This window comes from Psychrobacter arcticus 273-4, from assembly GCF_000012305.1.
Lineage (GTDB): Bacteria > Pseudomonadota > Gammaproteobacteria > Pseudomonadales > Moraxellaceae > Psychrobacter > Psychrobacter arcticus.
The window spans coordinates 502,498-518,843 of the sequence record NC_007204.1; the positions used below are offsets into that span (position 1 = coordinate 502,498).

A 16,346-nucleotide genomic window follows, 5' to 3' on the forward strand; every position below is an offset into this window, starting at 1 on the left:
AGCAGCCTATGACGACGACCCGTACAATTAAACGTTTAAAGCAAGATGCTAGTGATTTAAAAAAAGAAAAAAACGTAGCGCTAAATCAGGCACTTAATTTAGTAGCCGAAAAATATGGGTATGAGAGTTGGCAGAGTTTAACTAAAAATGCTACAGACGGTAAAGTAACCATAACTACTTCAGAGGCTCAAGAAAAAACTTTAAATCAGCAAAATAAAGAGTTATTAGCAGAGTATGGTATTGATTTTTCAGTACTAATAATAACTGCTACCGGCATCAAAAAATCAATTATGGATGCTGTAGGTAGTCTAAGACACTTCTTGGTTGAAGAGGGTTTCCATAACTATGAGGATCAAAAACAAGGTGAAAGCTATAAAGTTCTTAAGCCTTGTCAGTTAATTACGTCCGAGAAGATACTTAATAAAAAAGTTAGCTTGTATAGACCAGTTACTAAAAAAGGTGACCCTCGTATTTGGGTGTATGGTCTAAGCTCTCATGTCCGAGCTGATGATGAGTTAACATTTTTTATCGTAGACGATTTACTTTATGTGCTAAATCTTAATTCAGTAGATATATCAGATTACAAAGACCTGCTTTTTGAGCTGAAACAATCATTAGATGAAACAGCTATAGAGCTTCGAGATAAATTAATTGAGATTGCTAAACAACCTTTAAAATCTATTATGAAGGGAGATACAGCAATAGGCATGACTATCGAGCATGCACTTGGACTGACTGCAAATTCTTCAAAAAAACCTGATTACAAAGGTATAGAGTTGAAGTCAGGAAGAATCACTAAATCTAAAACTCGTAGTAACCTATTTGCACAAGTTCCCGCATGGGATAAAAGCGTTCTTAAAAGCTCAAGGGAGATTGTAGATTCATATGGTTATCCAGACAAAGACAATGGCGACCAAAGACTATATTGTACAGTCAATGTTTCGAATTTCAATAACCAAGGATTACGCCTTGTAGTAGACTTAGAGAACGATAAAGTGTACGAAGAACACGAAATTGATGGATTAATTGTTGTATGGGAAGGTCAAAAGCTAAGAGAGCGATTACTAGAAAAACATCATGAGACATTTTGGATTAGTGCAAACGTTAATATTATCAATGGATTAGAGTTTTATTCTTTAAATGGTTTTACTCACACCAAAAATCCTATGGAACATCAGTTGTTACCTCTAATAAAACAAGGGGTAATAACTTTGGATCATTTAATTAAAAGAAAGAACGAAACAGGTCGTACGAGTGAGAAGGGTCCATTTTTCAAAATTAAACCTCAAGACCTAGAAATGCTTTTTCCAGAGCCTGTATTTTACTCTCTAGTTAAAGATTGAGTAAGTTCACTACGATATATAATTGCAAGAACGCGATGCTGCCGCTCGCCTAGACTAGCAGATAGAAGCAAAAGCGGGATCAGTTATATAACCAATCCCGCCTCAAGTAATTTCTAGAAAGTCTTAGTCAAAATTAACCTACAAATTCGGATTCAACCACTTCTCAGCAGTCTTCATATCCCAACCTTTACGCTCAGCATAGCTCTCTAACTGATCGGTGCTGATTTTACCGACATTAAAGTAGACACTGTCAGGATGCGAGTAATAAAATCCGCTGACTGATGACGCAGGCCACATCGCATAGCTTTCGGTTAATATCGTACCAATCGCATCGCCCGTACCAAGCCATTCGAACAATTTACCTTTTTCGGTATGCTCAGGGCAGGCCGGATAACCGGGAGCAGGGCGGATACCGACGTATTTTTCTTTAATCATATCCTCATTGGTGAGCGACTCAGTCGGCTGATAACCCCAATATTCTTTACGAATCAGCTCATGCAGATGCTCGGCAAAGGCTTCGGCTAAGCGGTCAGATAATGCTTGTACCATAATGGCATTATAGTCGTCACCAGCCGCTTTATACTTCTCAGCCAGCGCCTCTGTACCGACTATCGAAACGGTAAAGCCACCCAGATAATCAGTATGCATGTCCGATGGTGAGATAAAATCTGCCAAGCTAAAGTTTGGCTTACCGCTGGCTTTGTCGCTTTGTTGGCGCAGATGCTCAAATTGATATTCTGCTGTGCCGCCCTCAGTCGGTGCTTTGTCATAGACGGTGACGGTATCCGCGCCCGTACGACAGGCTGGCATGAGTTTAAATACGCCTTTAGCGACGATTAATTTCTCATCAATCATCTTTTGCAGCATGTCTTCTGCATTGCCAAACAAATCACGTGCTGCCTCACCAACCACATCATCTTGCAAGATTTTCGGATATTTACCCGCTAGACCCCATGAAATAAAGAAGGGCGTCCAATCGATATAAGGCAGTAAGTTAGTGATGGGATAGTCGTCAAATATCACTTGCCCTAATTTATTGGGCGTCGGTGGCACATAGTTGTCCCAATCATACTGAAAGCCAATCTCGATGGATTCAGCATAAGATATTTTAGCCGCTTTTGGTTGACGCTTAGCAAGGCGCTCGCGCACCTTGATATATTCTTCGCGGGTTTCATCGATTAAGCCTTGACGGTGCTCTTTTGATAGTAGCTTAGTGACTACGCCGACTGAGCGCGAAGCATCTGATACATAAATGACGGCATCGTTTTGATACTGTGGTTCGATTTTGACCGCCGTATGCGCCTTAGAGGTCGTTGCCCCGCCAATCATCAAGGGTAAGGTCATGCCGCGCTCTTGCATTTGTTTGGCGACATAGACCATCTCATCAAGGCTTGGCGTAATAAGACCTGAGAGTCCGATGATATCGACTTCTTCAGCAATGGCGGTATCGAGGATTTTTTCACACGGTACCATGACGCCTAAATCCACAATATCATAGCCATTACAGCCGAGTACCACGCCGACGATATTTTTACCGATATCATGGACGTCACCTTTGACCGTTGCCATGAGGATTTTACCTTTCTTTTCACCCTCAACTTTTTCAGCTTCGATATACGGATTTAGCCAAGCGACCGACTGCTTCATGACGCGAGCAGATTTTACTACCTGCGGTAAGAACATCTTACCGGCACCAAATAAATCGCCAACGATATTCATACCGTCCATGAGCGGACCTTCGATGACCTCAAGCGGACGGGGATATTTCTCCCACGCTTCTTTGGTATCCGCTTCGATAAAGGTGGTGATACCTTTTACCAACGCATGAGCAATCCGTTCTTCGACCGTGCCTTCACGCCATGTCATATCGACGGTGCTTTCTTTTTTCTTACCGCCATCCTGATAATTTTCAGCGATGGTCATTAGCCGTTCGGTGGCATCTTGTCCCGTCTCGCCTTGGTTGCGGTTGAGCATTACATCTTCAATGGCATCACGAGCTTCTTTAGGAATATCGTCATATAACTCAAGCATGGCAGGGTTAACGATACCCATCGTTAAGCCATTTTGAATCGCATGGTAAAGGAATACAGAGTTGATGGCTTCACGAATTGGGTTACCACGGAAACTAAACGATACGTTAGATACGCCGCCCGATACCATCGCATTAGGTAGGTTATCCGTAATCCATTTGGTGGCGTTGATAAAGTCTGCGCCGTAATTGTTGTGCTCGGTAATACCGGTTGCGACCGCAAAAATATTGGGGTCAAAGATAATATCTTCAGAGGGGAAGCCCACTTCATCGACCAATACATCGTAGCTGCGTTTACAAATTTGAGTTTTGCGCTCAAAGGTATCCGCCTGACCATCTTCATCAAATGCCATGACGATAATGGCTGCACCATAGCGCATACAGAGCTTGGCGCGCTCGACGAACTCAGCGTGACCTTCTTTTAACGAGATAGAGTTGACGATACATTTACCTTGAGTACGCTTAAGACCTTCTTCGATAATGTCCCATTTTGATGAATCCAGCATCAACGGCACACGGCTGATGTCCGGCTCACCGGAGACCAAGTTGACGAAGTGAATCATCGCCTGCTTGGAGTCAAGCATGCCCTCATCCATATTAATATCGACGATTTGCGCACCGCCTTCGACTTGGTCACGGGCAACGTCGAGCGCTTCGGTATAGGCCTCGGTTTTGATTAAGCGCAAGAATTTTTTTGAACCGGTGACGTTGGTACGCTCACCAACGTTGACGAACAAACTATCAGAATTGATAGTAAAAGGCTCAAGACCTGACAGGCGGCAGGCAGGTGCAATCTCAGGGATAACACGCGGTGGGTACTTTGCCACCATATTAGCGATTTGGCGAATATGCTCAGGCGTCGTACCACAACAGCCACCGACGATATTTAAGATACCTGCTTTGGCAAAGCCTTCTAACAGCGCTGCAGTTTCATCAGCAGTTTCATCATATTCACCAAACTCATTGGGCAGACCGGCATTTGGATGCGCAGAGACATAAGTATTGGCAATATTTGATAGCGTTTGGATATGTGGACGTAGCGCATCCGCACCCAGCGCACAGTTAAAGCCCACCGATAGCGGTTTGGCATGACGAATCGAGTTATAAAAGGCTTCAGCCGTTTGCCCTGATAATGTCCGACCTGACGCATCGGTAATCGTCCCTGAAATCATAATTGGCAGTTCAAAGCCAATATCATCAAAGACGCCTGTTACGGCAAAAATCGCCGCTTTGGCATTGAGCGTATCAAAAATAGTCTCGATCAGGATGATATCAACGCCGCCTTCCATTAGTGCCAAGGTTGCTTCGCGATAGTTCAGCACCAATTCATCAAAGGTAATGTTACGAAATGCCGGATCATTAACGTCAGGCGATAGCGAACAAGTACGTGATGTGGGTCCAATCACACCAGCGACGAAACGCGGCTTATCTGGATTCTTCGCAGTGTATTCGTCAGCGGCTTCGCGGGCAATCTTGGCAGCCGTTTTATTCAGCTCGGGCACGAGGTACTGCATATCATAGTCTGCCATCGATAGCCGCGTACCGTTAAAACTATTGGTCTCGATAATATCAGCGCCAGATTCCAAATGTGCTAGATGAATCTCTTTAATCATATGTGGCTGCGTCAGCACCAATAAATCGTTATTGCCGCGCACATCTTGACTGATATTAGCAAAGCGCTCGCCGCGATAGTCCGCTTCTTCTAACTTATAATTCTGAATATGCGTGCCCATTGCACCATCTAGCATCAAAATCCGTGCTGCCATTTGTTCTGTGATGCGTGTGCGCGCAGTTAGCTGCTGATCTTTATAAGGAAAGACAGTGGGCGGCGTCAATATAAAATCATTCGGATTGGCATTTGGATTGCTATCATCTATTATTTTGGTTGGAGAAATATCAGTTTGAGAACGGGCTGTTGGAGTCATAGGAGCGCTGCTTATAGAGTCAATGTTATAAAAGGAAAAGAGAGTAAATAGTTATAATTCTTAATAGGTAAGGATTTAAAAACAATAAATGCCATTAAACCCATGTTCAAAAGTAACAGACAAATCAAGCTGATTTTAGCATGAAAAGCTTCAATTTTGAGAGATTGTCCTTATTCTACTTGAGCAGCTGTAACGCTGAAATCAATCTATACGTATATGATTAATGTCATTCAACAAATACTGCGCGGATGATATCAATTTTGCCATTCTTGGGATGCAGATTCCATCGCAAATATGGGAAATCTATGACGAAGATTTTATCATTATCATCACCTTATCAAAGTCTATTGCATAAAGCTTGCGAGCACAAATGAATATCATTTAGCTTGATGATTACATAAAGCTTTACTTATGATTATAAATGCAAAATCGCCCCTTTATAACGTAGATAAAGGTTACATGCGTACTACAAAAAGTAGCGCAAATAGCAGTTTACACCGCTTAACTATATGTTAATTTAATTTCAGAAGGATTGATGTTTTATAAGCAGTACTTATTAGTAAGGGTTGGTGATTTTATTTGCAGGTTTGCCTACAAGTTATTTTTCATAGGTAAATAGGCACTATTAAATCAGCGATTAGATCGTTAAGCGTTGCTGCTAAGGAAAGCCAATCTCATCTGTCAGAGCGTATTAAAAAACCAATAGATTATAGATAGTCACTCATTAAGGATAATGTTATGAAAATAATCAAAATCGCTGCTATCGGTACTTTAGCTGTTTCACTTGCAGGTCTAAGTGCTTGTAATAATATGATGCCAGCCAAAAGCGCTTCTATGAAAGCGCCAATGCATAGCCAATCGATGCATAGTCCATCGATGCATAGCCAATCAATGGCAAAAATGAATGTAGTACAAATCGCTCAAAGCAATCCTGATTTCTCTGTACTCGTAGAAGCCGTCGTCGCCGCTGATTTAGCGGGTGTGCTCTCTAATCCTAATGCTAACTATACGATTCTTGCGCCAACCAATGCCGCATTTATGCAAGCGCTACAAGAAACGGGTATGAGTAAAGCACAGCTTTTTGCCAATAAACCACTATTGACCAAAATCTTAAGCTATCACGTGATCAATGCCGCAGCACCTATTTATGCCAAGGATGTCAGACCAGGCAATGTAACCATGCTAAGCACAGACACGCTTATGGTGACTGCCCAAGGCAAATTGATGGATGAAAGTGGACGTACGGCAAATCTCTTAAAAACCGACATTACTGCCAGTAATGGCGTGATACATGTGATTGATAGGGTTCTTATGCCTAGATAGTTTTATGGTAAGGCTCTATAAACTTGCAATTATATCAGTATGAAGTCAATTGTTTAAGAGCTGTCCTAAGCAGCTCTTAGATTCGTTATAGATTCAGATAACGAAACGCCTGTGTTATATACGTGATCGATACAGTGCTACTACCTAAGAATATATCAATTAAAAATCAATCAGTTAATATGGTAGATGATTTCAGATAACGTCCCTTTAAAAAGTATCATATTCTAAAACAGTATTGTGTATTTTAAAAAAAACGGTTTATCCATAAATTATTACTTATTAAATTGTTATTCATATCAAAGGAATGTCTTATGTTAAAAAAGAATTTACTATCTATCGCCGTTGTGGCGGCAGCAATGTCATTAGCAGCTTGTAACGATAAAGAAGTGGTTACCGAGCCAGTTGAGCCAGAAGCAACCACTGATGTGGTCGTTCAGCCAGAAGTCGCTGCTGAACCAATGGTTGAAGCGGATGTTGCCCCTGAAGCAGCAGCTACGCAGACTATTGGTGAAATGGCAGCTGGCAATGAAGACTTAACCATCTTGACTGCTGCATTACAGGCAGCTGGACTTGACTCAATGCTGATGGCTGAAGACAAATACACGGTATTTGCACCTACTGATGATGCCTTTGCTGGCTTATTGACCAAGCTGAATATTACCAAAGAAGAGCTACTCGCTGATCAAGCGACGCTAAAAAGTGTGCTTCCATACCATGTCGTACCTATGGTCGTAAAAGCCGCGGATATTCCTTACGGTACTGCGATTGAAACTGCCAATGGTCAAACCATCACGATTAGTGATGCCAATGTTATTACGGATTCAAATGGTAATACCGCCAATATCGTTGGCACTGATATGATGGCAACTAATGGTGTGGTACATGTCATTGATACTGTTTTACTGCCTAAATAAGTTCTGGTGACTGATGCAGTTCAGTCTCTATTGTAGACAGTAGATGATATAAAAACACCTAAAGCCTAGCCATCGAGCTAGGCTTTTTGCTGCTTGATAATTAATACTTAGACATTGTAGTCGATGCACTTTGCAAAGAATCTATAGTCGGTGAAAAGTAATATCGATACAACACGTACTACTGGTGCAAATTTTTCTTGCTTGCTGTGCCTACGCAGACAGAGGCTGCAAAAAATTTACACCAGCAATACTGTAGCGACTTTAAACTATTTCAACTATAGTAAGTCTCGCTTATTTAGTAGAAAAGAGGCAAGGGCAAGCAAACGAAAAAGCCCGAGACGACGGTCTCGGGCTTTTTTTAATAACTGGCTAGTAGGCAAATACTTTAAAGAGGATTAACGATGCTCTTTATTTAAAGGATCTTGTGCCGCTATTCTTTGTTGCTCTTTTAGATGACGCTCTTCCCAATAAGGTGCGTTTTTGATACCGAATTTTGCAGGATCAAATGTATAGCGCGTTACGCCAGCTTTACGCTGTGCTTCGTAATCTTTAAGCATGGTAAGCGTTGGACGTGCCACAAAGAAGATAACAAGAATACCAACGATATTGAGCCAAGCCATAAGACCAACACCAATATCACCAATTGCCCAGATATAACCGGCTGAGTTAAGACCACCATAAGCAACCATCACCATGATTAGGATTTTAACTAAGAATAGACCAGTTTTGTTGGCACCGCGACCGATAAAGCGCGTCAAGTAAGCAACGTTCACTTCAGCGATATAGTAGTAAGCCAAGATAGTGGTAAAGGCAAAGAAAAATACAGCGACTGCAATAAAGACATTACCAGTAGTACCGTATACTGATTCCATTGCCATTTGGGTGAAGGCAGGCGAATTGATTTCAGTAGTAGCGGCTACATTTTGAAGAATGAACTGACCGTCTGGCAAAGTACCCTGAATATTGTACATACCAGTAGATAAAATCATAAACGCAGTAGCAGAACAAACTAGTAATGTATCAACGTAAACTGAGAACGCTTGTACCAAACCTTGCTGTGATGGATGCTCAACTTCAGCAGCTGCAGCAGCGTGAGGACCTGTACCTTGACCAGCTTCGTTAGAGTAAATACCGCGTTTTACACCCCAACCAATTGCCGCGCCAAAACCGGCTTGCGCCGTAAAGGCATCACTAATGATCAAACCAAATACATCTGGGATTAAACTGAAGTTGCTGAACATGATAATTAAAGCTAAGGCAATATAACCGATTGCCATGAAAGGAACCGCAAACTCGGTAAACGTTGCGATACGCTTGATACCACCGAAGATGATGATACCTAATACCACAAGAATAATAGCTAATGCTAATAAACGCATAGAGCCGACTTCTAAGGCACCAATACTCATAACAGAGCCTTCGCCCATTACCTGCGCGAAAGCATTGATAACGCCGTTTGCCTGTACGCCTGGTAAGAACATACCACAAGCGAGGATAGATGAGATTGCAAAGAGGATGCCGTACCATTTTTGGCCAAGTGCGCGCTCAAAATAGTAAGCGGGGCCACCGCGATATTCGCCAGTAATTACATCTTTTTCTTTATAAATCTGAGCCAGTGTAGACTCAACATAAGCAGTAGATGCGCCTAGGAAAGCAACAACCCACATCCAAAATACGGCACCAGGACCACCGAAGCCGATAGCGGCTGCTACCCCAGCGATGTTACCCATACCCACACGACCAGCAAGCGAGACGGCAAGTGCCTGAAACGATGAAATACCTTGGTCACTGGATTTACCAGTAAATACCCCACTCTCAACTTCGAAAGTGATTGAAAAAAGAAGAGCATCTCACTAATCTATTGTTTTCGACCAAGAATACAACGGAGTCATGAGATGCCCATAGACGAATTTATCATCAATATCTATTTAATGGTAGAGCAATATTACAAAATAGTCGTTACTGAACCCTTGCGAGGTGCAGGTTACGCGCCAAAGCTGAGTGATCCTGAGATCATTTGCATGGAACTGGTCGGTGAATTTTTAAACCTTGATCAAGACAAACAGATTTGGCAATATTTTACCCAGCACTGGCAAGCCTGGTTTCCAGCCATAGGCTCATATCCTAACTTCGCAAAGCATTGCGCGAATCTGTGGCAAGTCAAACAGCGGATACAAGATAACGTCAGTCAACTTGAGGGCCGTGACAACATCCATTTTATGGATGGTTTTCCGATACCCGTCTGTCATTATGGACGCGCTTATCGGCATAAAAACTATCAAGACTTAGCGGCTTTTAGCTACTGTGCGGCTAAGCAAGAGAGGTACTATGGCTTTGAAGGACATTTGCTTGTTAACTTATCGGGCATGATTAAAGGCTTTACCTTTGCTCCTGCCAATGTTGATGAAAGAGCGGTTGCGCCTGATATTACTGACAATATCTATGGTTTGCTCGGCGCTGATAAAGGGTATATCAGCCCTAGTCTCACTCAGTACTACGACGCTCAAGGAGTGGATTTACAAACGCCACTCAGAGCTAACATGAAAGAGGATAGACCCAAACCTGTGGTAAAACGGCTAATGAAAGCCCGCCGTATCGTTGAAACAGTCATTGGTCAGCTATCAGAACGATTTAATATACAAAGGGTACGAGCAAGAGATTTATGGCATTTGTCTCATCGATTGATTCGTAAAATTCTGTCACATAATCTATGCTTTGTACTCAACAAAAAACTTGGTAACCCGCCACTTCAGTTTGAATTGCTTATTTCAAGTTGAGAGTGGGGTAGTAAATAGTAATTTGATCATTTCACCGAATAAACGTACTTGTACAAAGCGCGTCATGATGGAATAAAATAGACCTGCGCCCAAGCATAAGTAGATTAATGCGGGGCTCCAAATAATTCCGTTTACTAAATTGACTAAACCTTCCATATACCTATTCCTTCAACTGTCTCAAAATGACTATATATGATGGTGCATAGAGTGGTTGACTTTAATACCTTTATTAAAGTCAACCACTCAAATTATCTGCATATACTTAAAACGATTGCTTAAGCTTCATATGTACATAGTCATCAAGAATGGACTGTAGTTGTCTGTGTTTATCCGCTTGGTTTATTATCAAAGTTTGGCGGTATCTGCTCGTCTCTTGATACCGCTTATTTAGTAAATAGGTAAATATCAATCGATTGGCGATGGCTGCCATTCTTTTACTGTCTCTTTACTTTGGTAATCTGTCATCCTGCCGTAAACATAAACGCTGTTATAAGTAGACCAGTGGATAAAACAGCCGGTTATCATTTTAAATACCCATCATTACGACGGTATTCGACTTACTATGAGCGGTATCGGCTGAGTACAATTGCGTAATAGCATCATAAAGCGATGATTTATCTATCTATGAATCCTTTTAAAGGATAAATAAACGAATCGCTAGTACTATAAAGAAAACAAGTCCACTACCAAATGTATGCAAACCGTACAGCTACGTAACTGCAATTTGCCATATTTTTTACTCAATTACTAGAAATTTCTTCTTAGCGGCATCTATATATATGTTATAGCAGGCTTTATTATGGCATGAAGTACCGTAGAGTATGGCATAAGGTCGATTTATCTTAGACTGGATGATTTTTTAATAATAAGTGACGTTATATAGATACACAGTCAAAACAGAGCGAGAGCTTGTGCTACAAGTCGTTGCTTGCGGTTGTGTTTTGGTAACGATGAATTGTAAAAAAAGCGTTATAGCGCCATTATTAGCACAACATATTGTAGGTTATAAAATAGAAGCTTATATATAGTCATAGTATTGAAAGCAGTATCAAAAAAAGCAGTTAAAAATCACTTTAAAAACTTGTTATCAGTTGTTTGATATTTATCATTATTAGGAGAATCCACAATGACGCGTAAATCCATTGTAAAACCCATCTTGCTATCAGCTGTATTAGCCACGTCTACTGTTGGCTTGACAGGTTGTGGTTATAATAATCTTCAGGCTCAAGATGAGCAAGTGACGGCTTCATGGTCAGAAGTGGTCAACCAATACCAACGTCGCTCGGATTTGGTACCAAACTTGGTAAAAGTAGTACAGCAGTATGCCAAGCAAGAGCAAGAAGTCTTTACGCAAGTGGCTGAAGCTCGTTCACGCGCTGGCGGTATCACCGTAACGCCAGAAGTGTTAAACGACCCTAAAGCGATGGAGCGTTATGCTGCCGCGCAAGAACAGATGACTGGCGCACTATCACGTTTGATGGCAGTGTCTGAGCGTTATCCTGAATTAAAATCGGATGCGCTATTCCAAGACTTGCAAGCGCAATTAGAAGGTACTGAAAACCGTATCGCAGTGGCTCGTAATCGCTATATCCAAGAAGTACAGGGCTACAATACGACCGTACGTCAATTCCCAACCAATATCACTGCTAAGGTATTTGGGATGAGTGCTAAGCCAAACTTTAGCGTTGCTAATGAAAAAGAGATTTCTACTGCACCAAGCGTGGATTTTGATAATGGCGGGTCAAAGGCGGCTCAATAGCAGCAAATCGATAATGATGACTCCTTCGTTTATTTAATGATAAAACGTTTCATCTATTGAACGAATTGTGTAGCCGTCCTAGCGTTTCTTACTGGTATGAATAGATTGCTTCTAATATTAAGAATGAATACCTCTTAAAGCCTATTTATATCGTTAAGCCATTAAAAACAGGTAGAGCAGCAAGCACTAAGTACCGATTGATTAAATACTTATTGGGTGCCGCTCTACTTATTAATTTAGTACAGATCTGACTTGAGGTGGTATACATTTAATGACTCATTTAAAAACACCCCTAGCAGCGTTGTTATTCGCCCTTACTATTGGTAGCGCGTCTACGTTGTATGCGGCGCCCAATGACAGTACGCTCGCTGCAGATAGCACCACGCAAAATCGCAGTGTGGAAGACTTAGTGGCTATTGCAAAAGCCGCTGAATCTAATGAAGCCATTAATGATGCTGTCTTAGGCAATGAGGCGATTAACGAAACCATACTCGGTAATGACGCCATTAATCCTAATGCATCCAATAACGAGGGCGTGGCAGAGGCAAATGCAACCAAACGTCCACCTGTTAAATCAACCGCTAACAGTGTCGATGCGGACAAACTGATTTTAAACAATCCTGTCATCGACCAAGCCAATATCTTAAACCCACAAGAGAAACAGCGCTTAGAAGCACAGCTACGTACGATTTATCAGCAAGGGTTGGCGCAAGCAGCAGTGGTGATTGTCCCAACTACCAATGGTATGCCTATCTTTGATTATGCCTTACAGGTTGCTGAAAAGTGGCAGCTGGGTGATAAAGACATCGATGATGGCTTGCTCTTGGTGGTTGCGGTCAATGACCGTGATATGTATATATTAACGGGTTATGGACTCGAAGGTGTACTACCCGATGCGGCAGTCAATCGTATCATTCGAGAAGATATCACCCCGTTATTTAAGCAAAATGATTATGGCGCTGGGATATTGGCAGGCGTAACGGCCTTACAAAGCCGTTTATCTGCTGATCCTGAAGTATTGGCTCGTGCCGATGCGCAAGCGGCTGAACGTACTGCTCAACAAGGCTCAGATGAGCTACCATCTCCTATTTTTCTGTTTATTATGGCGATGATATTTGGTGGTTTTATTACTAGTATTGTTGGTCGGGTATTTGGTTCTGTGCTGACGGCTGGTGGTTTTGTTGCAGGCTCACTGGCATTAGGCGGTGGTCTATTTATGACCATCATTATGGCGATATTTTTGTGGCTGTTCTTAATTGCACGTGGCGGCGGTAGTGGCAAAGGCGGGTCTGGCGGCGGTAGAGGTGGTAGAGGCGGCATGATATTCCTACCGGGTATGGGCGGTGGGTCTGGCGGCGGTGGTTTTGGTAGCGGCGGCTTCGGCGGCGGTGGTGGTGGTTTTGGTGGCGGCGGCGCTGGCGGTTCTTGGTAAGGACTTGCCAGTTGTTTGTTAGCCGCTTAATAGCTGCCTAATGAAAAAAATACTAAATAACCATTAGTAATGACGTACTTGAGGAAATAGTATCATGGCAGAAAATAACGCTTCAAAATCCAGCTTTGCCCGCTGGTGGCGCCAAGTCTTATTTGTACCAGTCTTGCATAGTAAGTGGTTAACGCCCGCGGCAAAAGCTCGGCTGACTGAGCAAGTGACCCTTGCTGAGCAAGGTCATCGCGGCGAGGTGTTTTTAATCGTAGAAAATCACTTGCCTATTCAAGAGGCCTATCATAGCGATTGCCGTGACCGTGCGATCGACTTATTCAGTGAGTATCGAGTGTGGGACACTGAAGAAAATACCGGTGTACTGATATACGTCAATGTTTGCGAACATAAGCTTGAGATCGTCGCTGATCGCGGTATCAGTGCTCATGTCAGCCCAACCGTTTGGCGAGCGATGTGTGACAAAGCGGTAGTCGGTATTGCCAATCAGAAGACAGAAGAAAGCTTAACTGACTTACTAGATGAGGTCGGTCAAGTGCTGCGCCAATATTATCATCTGGAGCACAATCCATCAGGTAATGAGCTGTCTGATACCGTGGTTTTTCTAAAATAAACCATGATGTATCTACTTTATTTGGAATCGACTAGCGTATTTGGTGTCGGATAAGAGTCTATCTCGATAAGTTTGGCGCCGTCATGTTTTACCAATAGTTCGGCGGCAGGCTCTATTTCTGCTATTACCGCTGATGGTAATTCTGCTAACATGAGCTAACCCTTGCTAATAATGGATATCCCTTTTTATGATAGACGGAATTTGGTGGCTGGTCATATTGATAGCAGTTGTCATTGGATTGTGGTTGTTTGCAAAATCACGTTCGCCAAATAATTTACATGACATAAAGTCAAAAGATAAGAAGAAACCGATCAATGACGCGTTACAAAAGACAGCAAAGATGATTAAGCAGTACTTTCCTGATTATGGCGTTACGCGAAAGGGCAGTCATTTGCTCATCAATCGACAAAATACAAAAATTGCCATGATTACGATTGACCCCAAGCTTGCTGCCAGTCAACGTCGCTTAGGGGATATACCGGTATTTAATTATCATCGTGTACCTAGCCGCACGCAATTGGATGCCAACCTGCAAGAGGCAGAATGAAGGTTGCACGTACTCAAAAGAATCATGAGTTATGCATCAATAACAGCGCTATCGCTGTTGTGAGTCACTGCTATTTAAGGCGTGGTTTTTGCTAGTTGTTTATTAAAATTGAGCAGTCCCAAAAATGCGCGACTTTCTTTGAAGTCGGCTTCGATAACCCCTGCATCAGTGACAATTCTTATATCTGTATGTGCCGAACGCTCGATTCTATTAAGTAGGCTTAAAGGGGCTATGTACGAGCGATGAGTTTTAACGTAAATCTCATCAGAGCTATGACTTTCTTACCTGCCATGTCTGTAACTCACCTATATACCTGATATAATTTTGAGCGCTTTACTAAATATTTATTTATCCTTGCTCAACAAACAATAAGATAATTCCATGACCAAAAACTTCTCTCAAACAGCGGCTTTTATCTGGTCAGTTGCTGATCTATTACGTGGTGACTTTAAGCAATCTCAATATGGTCGCATCATCCTACCATTCACACTATTGCGCCGCCTAGAGTGCGTACTAGAAGAGACCAAAGCAGCTGTGGTTGCTGAGAACCAGCGTATCGCTGATATGGGTTTGCCTGAGGAAGCGCAAGAGAAGTTCTTGATACGTGCCAGCAAGCGACCGTTCTACAATATCTCGCCCATGGATCTAAGCAAGATGGGTCAAAGTGATATCAAGGATAACTTAAATACTTATATTCAATACCCCACTCTCAACTTCGAAAGTGATTGAAAAAAGAAGAGCATCTCACTAATCTATTGTTTTCGACCAAGAATACAACGGAGTCATGAGATGCCCATAGACGAATTTATCATCAATATCTATTTAATGGTAGAGCAATATTACAAAATAGTCGTTACTGAACCCTTGCGAGGTGCAGGTTACGCGCCAAAGCTGAGTGATCCTGAGATCATTTGCATGGAACTGGTCGGTGAATTTTTAAACCTTGATCAAGACAAACAGATTTGGCAATATTTTACCCAGCACTGGCAAGCCTGGTTTCCAGCCATAGGCTCATATCCTAACTTCGCAAAGCATTGCGCGAATCTGTGGCAAGTCAAACAGCGGATACAAGATAACGTCAGTCAACTTGAGGGCCGTGACAACATCCATTTTATGGATGGTTTTCCGATACCCGTCTGTCATTATGGACGCGCTTATCGGCATAAAAACTATCAAGACTTAGCGGCTTTTAGCTACTGTGCGGCTAAGCAAGAGAGGTACTATGGCTTTGAAGGACATTTGCTTGTTAACTTATCGGGCATGATTAAAGGCTTTACCTTTGCTCCTGCCAATGTTGATGAAAGAGCGGTTGCGCCTGATATTACTGACAATATCTATGGTTTGCTCGGCGCTGATAAAGGGTATATCAGCCCTAGTCTCACTCAGTACTACGACGCTCAAGGAGTGGATTTACAAACGCCACTCAGAGCTAACATGAAAGAGGATAGACCCAAACCTGTGGTAAAACGGCTAATGAAAGCCCGCCGTATCGTTGAAACAGTCATTGGTCAGCTATCAGAACGATTTAATATACAAAGGGTACGAGCAAGAGATTTATGGCATTTGTCTCATCGATTGATTCGTAAAATTCTGTCACATAATCTATGCTTTGTACTCAACAAAAAACTTGGTAACCCGCCACTTCAGTTTGAATTGCTTATTTCAAGTTGAGAGTGGG

12 protein-coding genes and 2 pseudogenes are annotated in these 16,346 nt (G+C 42.3%); 11 read left to right on the forward strand and 3 right to left on the reverse strand.

Features of this window, described 5'->3' with window-relative positions; all coding sequences use genetic code 11:
* Positions 1 to 8 precede the first annotated feature (8 nt).
* Entirely contained in the window at positions 9 to 1,343 is a 1,335-nt protein-coding gene (locus tag PSYC_RS02085; RefSeq protein ID WP_011279707.1) for an MvaI/BcnI family restriction endonuclease, read from the forward strand.
* Between the two features lie 138 nt (positions 1,344 to 1,481).
* Here PSYC_RS02085 and metH read toward each other — a convergent pair whose 3' ends face one another.
* Complete coding sequence (metH, locus tag PSYC_RS02090; protein WP_011279708.1) at positions 1,482 to 5,297, reverse strand: methionine synthase; 3,816 nt, start codon at positions 5,295 to 5,297, stop codon at positions 1,482 to 1,484.
* A 223-nt stretch (positions 5,298 to 5,520) separates the two neighbouring features.
* Between metH and PSYC_RS11885 the strand changes: the two genes are divergently transcribed.
* The 3 genes from PSYC_RS11885 (at position 5,521) to PSYC_RS02100 (ending at position 7,534) form a co-directional block, all read left to right on the forward strand.
* The gene (locus PSYC_RS11885) at positions 5,521 to 5,652 is read left to right on the forward strand and encodes a hypothetical protein (protein ID WP_264622160.1); all 132 of its coding nucleotides are present in this window, start codon (positions 5,521 to 5,523) and stop codon (positions 5,650 to 5,652) included.
* A 383-nt stretch (positions 5,653 to 6,035) separates the two neighbouring features.
* Positions 6,036 to 6,620 carry a fasciclin domain-containing protein gene (locus tag PSYC_RS02095; protein WP_011279709.1) on the forward strand — a complete coding sequence of 195 codons (585 nt, stop codon included), beginning with the start codon at positions 6,036 to 6,038 and terminating at the stop codon, positions 6,618 to 6,620.
* A gap of 311 nt (positions 6,621 to 6,931) precedes the next feature.
* On the forward strand, positions 6,932 to 7,534 hold the full coding sequence (locus PSYC_RS02100) for a fasciclin domain-containing protein (protein WP_011279710.1): 603 nt from the start codon (positions 6,932 to 6,934) through the stop codon (positions 7,532 to 7,534).
* A gap of 395 nt (positions 7,535 to 7,929) precedes the next feature.
* Here the strand turns inward: PSYC_RS02100 and PSYC_RS02105 are convergent.
* Positions 7,930 to 9,342 (reverse strand): annotated as a pseudogene (locus PSYC_RS02105) (alanine/glycine:cation symporter family protein); the annotation flags it as partial.
* 87 nt (positions 9,343 to 9,429) lie between these two features.
* On the opposite strand from PSYC_RS02105, the gene PSYC_RS02110 reads away from it, so the two are divergent.
* The 4 genes from PSYC_RS02110 to PSYC_RS02125 all read left to right on the forward strand — a co-directional run bounded on the left by PSYC_RS02110 (position 9,430) and on the right by PSYC_RS02125 (position 14,121).
* Complete coding sequence (locus tag PSYC_RS02110; RefSeq protein ID WP_011279666.1) at positions 9,430 to 10,311, forward strand: IS982 family transposase; 882 nt, start codon at positions 9,430 to 9,432, stop codon at positions 10,309 to 10,311.
* A gap of 1,126 nt (positions 10,312 to 11,437) precedes the next feature.
* Positions 11,438 to 12,070 carry a LemA family protein gene (locus tag PSYC_RS02115; protein ID WP_011279711.1) on the forward strand — a complete coding sequence of 211 codons (633 nt, stop codon included), beginning with the start codon at positions 11,438 to 11,440 and terminating at the stop codon, positions 12,068 to 12,070.
* Positions 12,071 to 12,341: 271 nt separating this feature from the next.
* The gene (locus tag PSYC_RS02120) at positions 12,342 to 13,502 is read left to right on the forward strand and encodes a TPM domain-containing protein (RefSeq protein WP_011279712.1); all 1,161 of its coding nucleotides are present in this window, start codon (positions 12,342 to 12,344) and stop codon (positions 13,500 to 13,502) included.
* Between the two features lie 94 nt (positions 13,503 to 13,596).
* Complete coding sequence (locus PSYC_RS02125; RefSeq protein ID WP_011279713.1) at positions 13,597 to 14,121, forward strand: TPM domain-containing protein; 525 nt, start codon at positions 13,597 to 13,599, stop codon at positions 14,119 to 14,121.
* A 17-nt stretch (positions 14,122 to 14,138) separates the two neighbouring features.
* Here the strand turns inward: PSYC_RS02125 and PSYC_RS11890 are convergent, their stop codons facing one another.
* Positions 14,139 to 14,273, reverse strand: coding sequence for a hypothetical protein (locus PSYC_RS11890; protein ID WP_264622161.1), 135 nt, complete (start codon positions 14,271 to 14,273; stop codon positions 14,139 to 14,141).
* A gap of 35 nt (positions 14,274 to 14,308) precedes the next feature.
* Between PSYC_RS11890 and PSYC_RS02130 the strand changes: the two genes are divergently transcribed.
* The 3 genes and pseudogenes from PSYC_RS02130 (at position 14,309) to PSYC_RS02140 (ending at position 16,339) form a co-directional block, all read left to right on the forward strand.
* The gene (locus PSYC_RS02130) at positions 14,309 to 14,668 is read left to right on the forward strand and encodes a hypothetical protein (protein ID WP_011279714.1); all 360 of its coding nucleotides are present in this window, start codon (positions 14,309 to 14,311) and stop codon (positions 14,666 to 14,668) included.
* A 381-nt stretch (positions 14,669 to 15,049) separates the two neighbouring features.
* Positions 15,050 to 15,367, forward strand: a pseudogene (locus PSYC_RS02135) (type I restriction-modification system subunit M N-terminal domain-containing protein); the annotation flags it as partial.
* Positions 15,368 to 15,457: 90 nt separating this feature from the next.
* Positions 15,458 to 16,339, forward strand: a complete 882-nt coding sequence (locus PSYC_RS02140) for an IS982 family transposase (RefSeq protein WP_011279666.1) — start codon at positions 15,458 to 15,460, stop codon at positions 16,337 to 16,339.
* Positions 16,340 to 16,346: the final 7 nt, after the last annotated feature.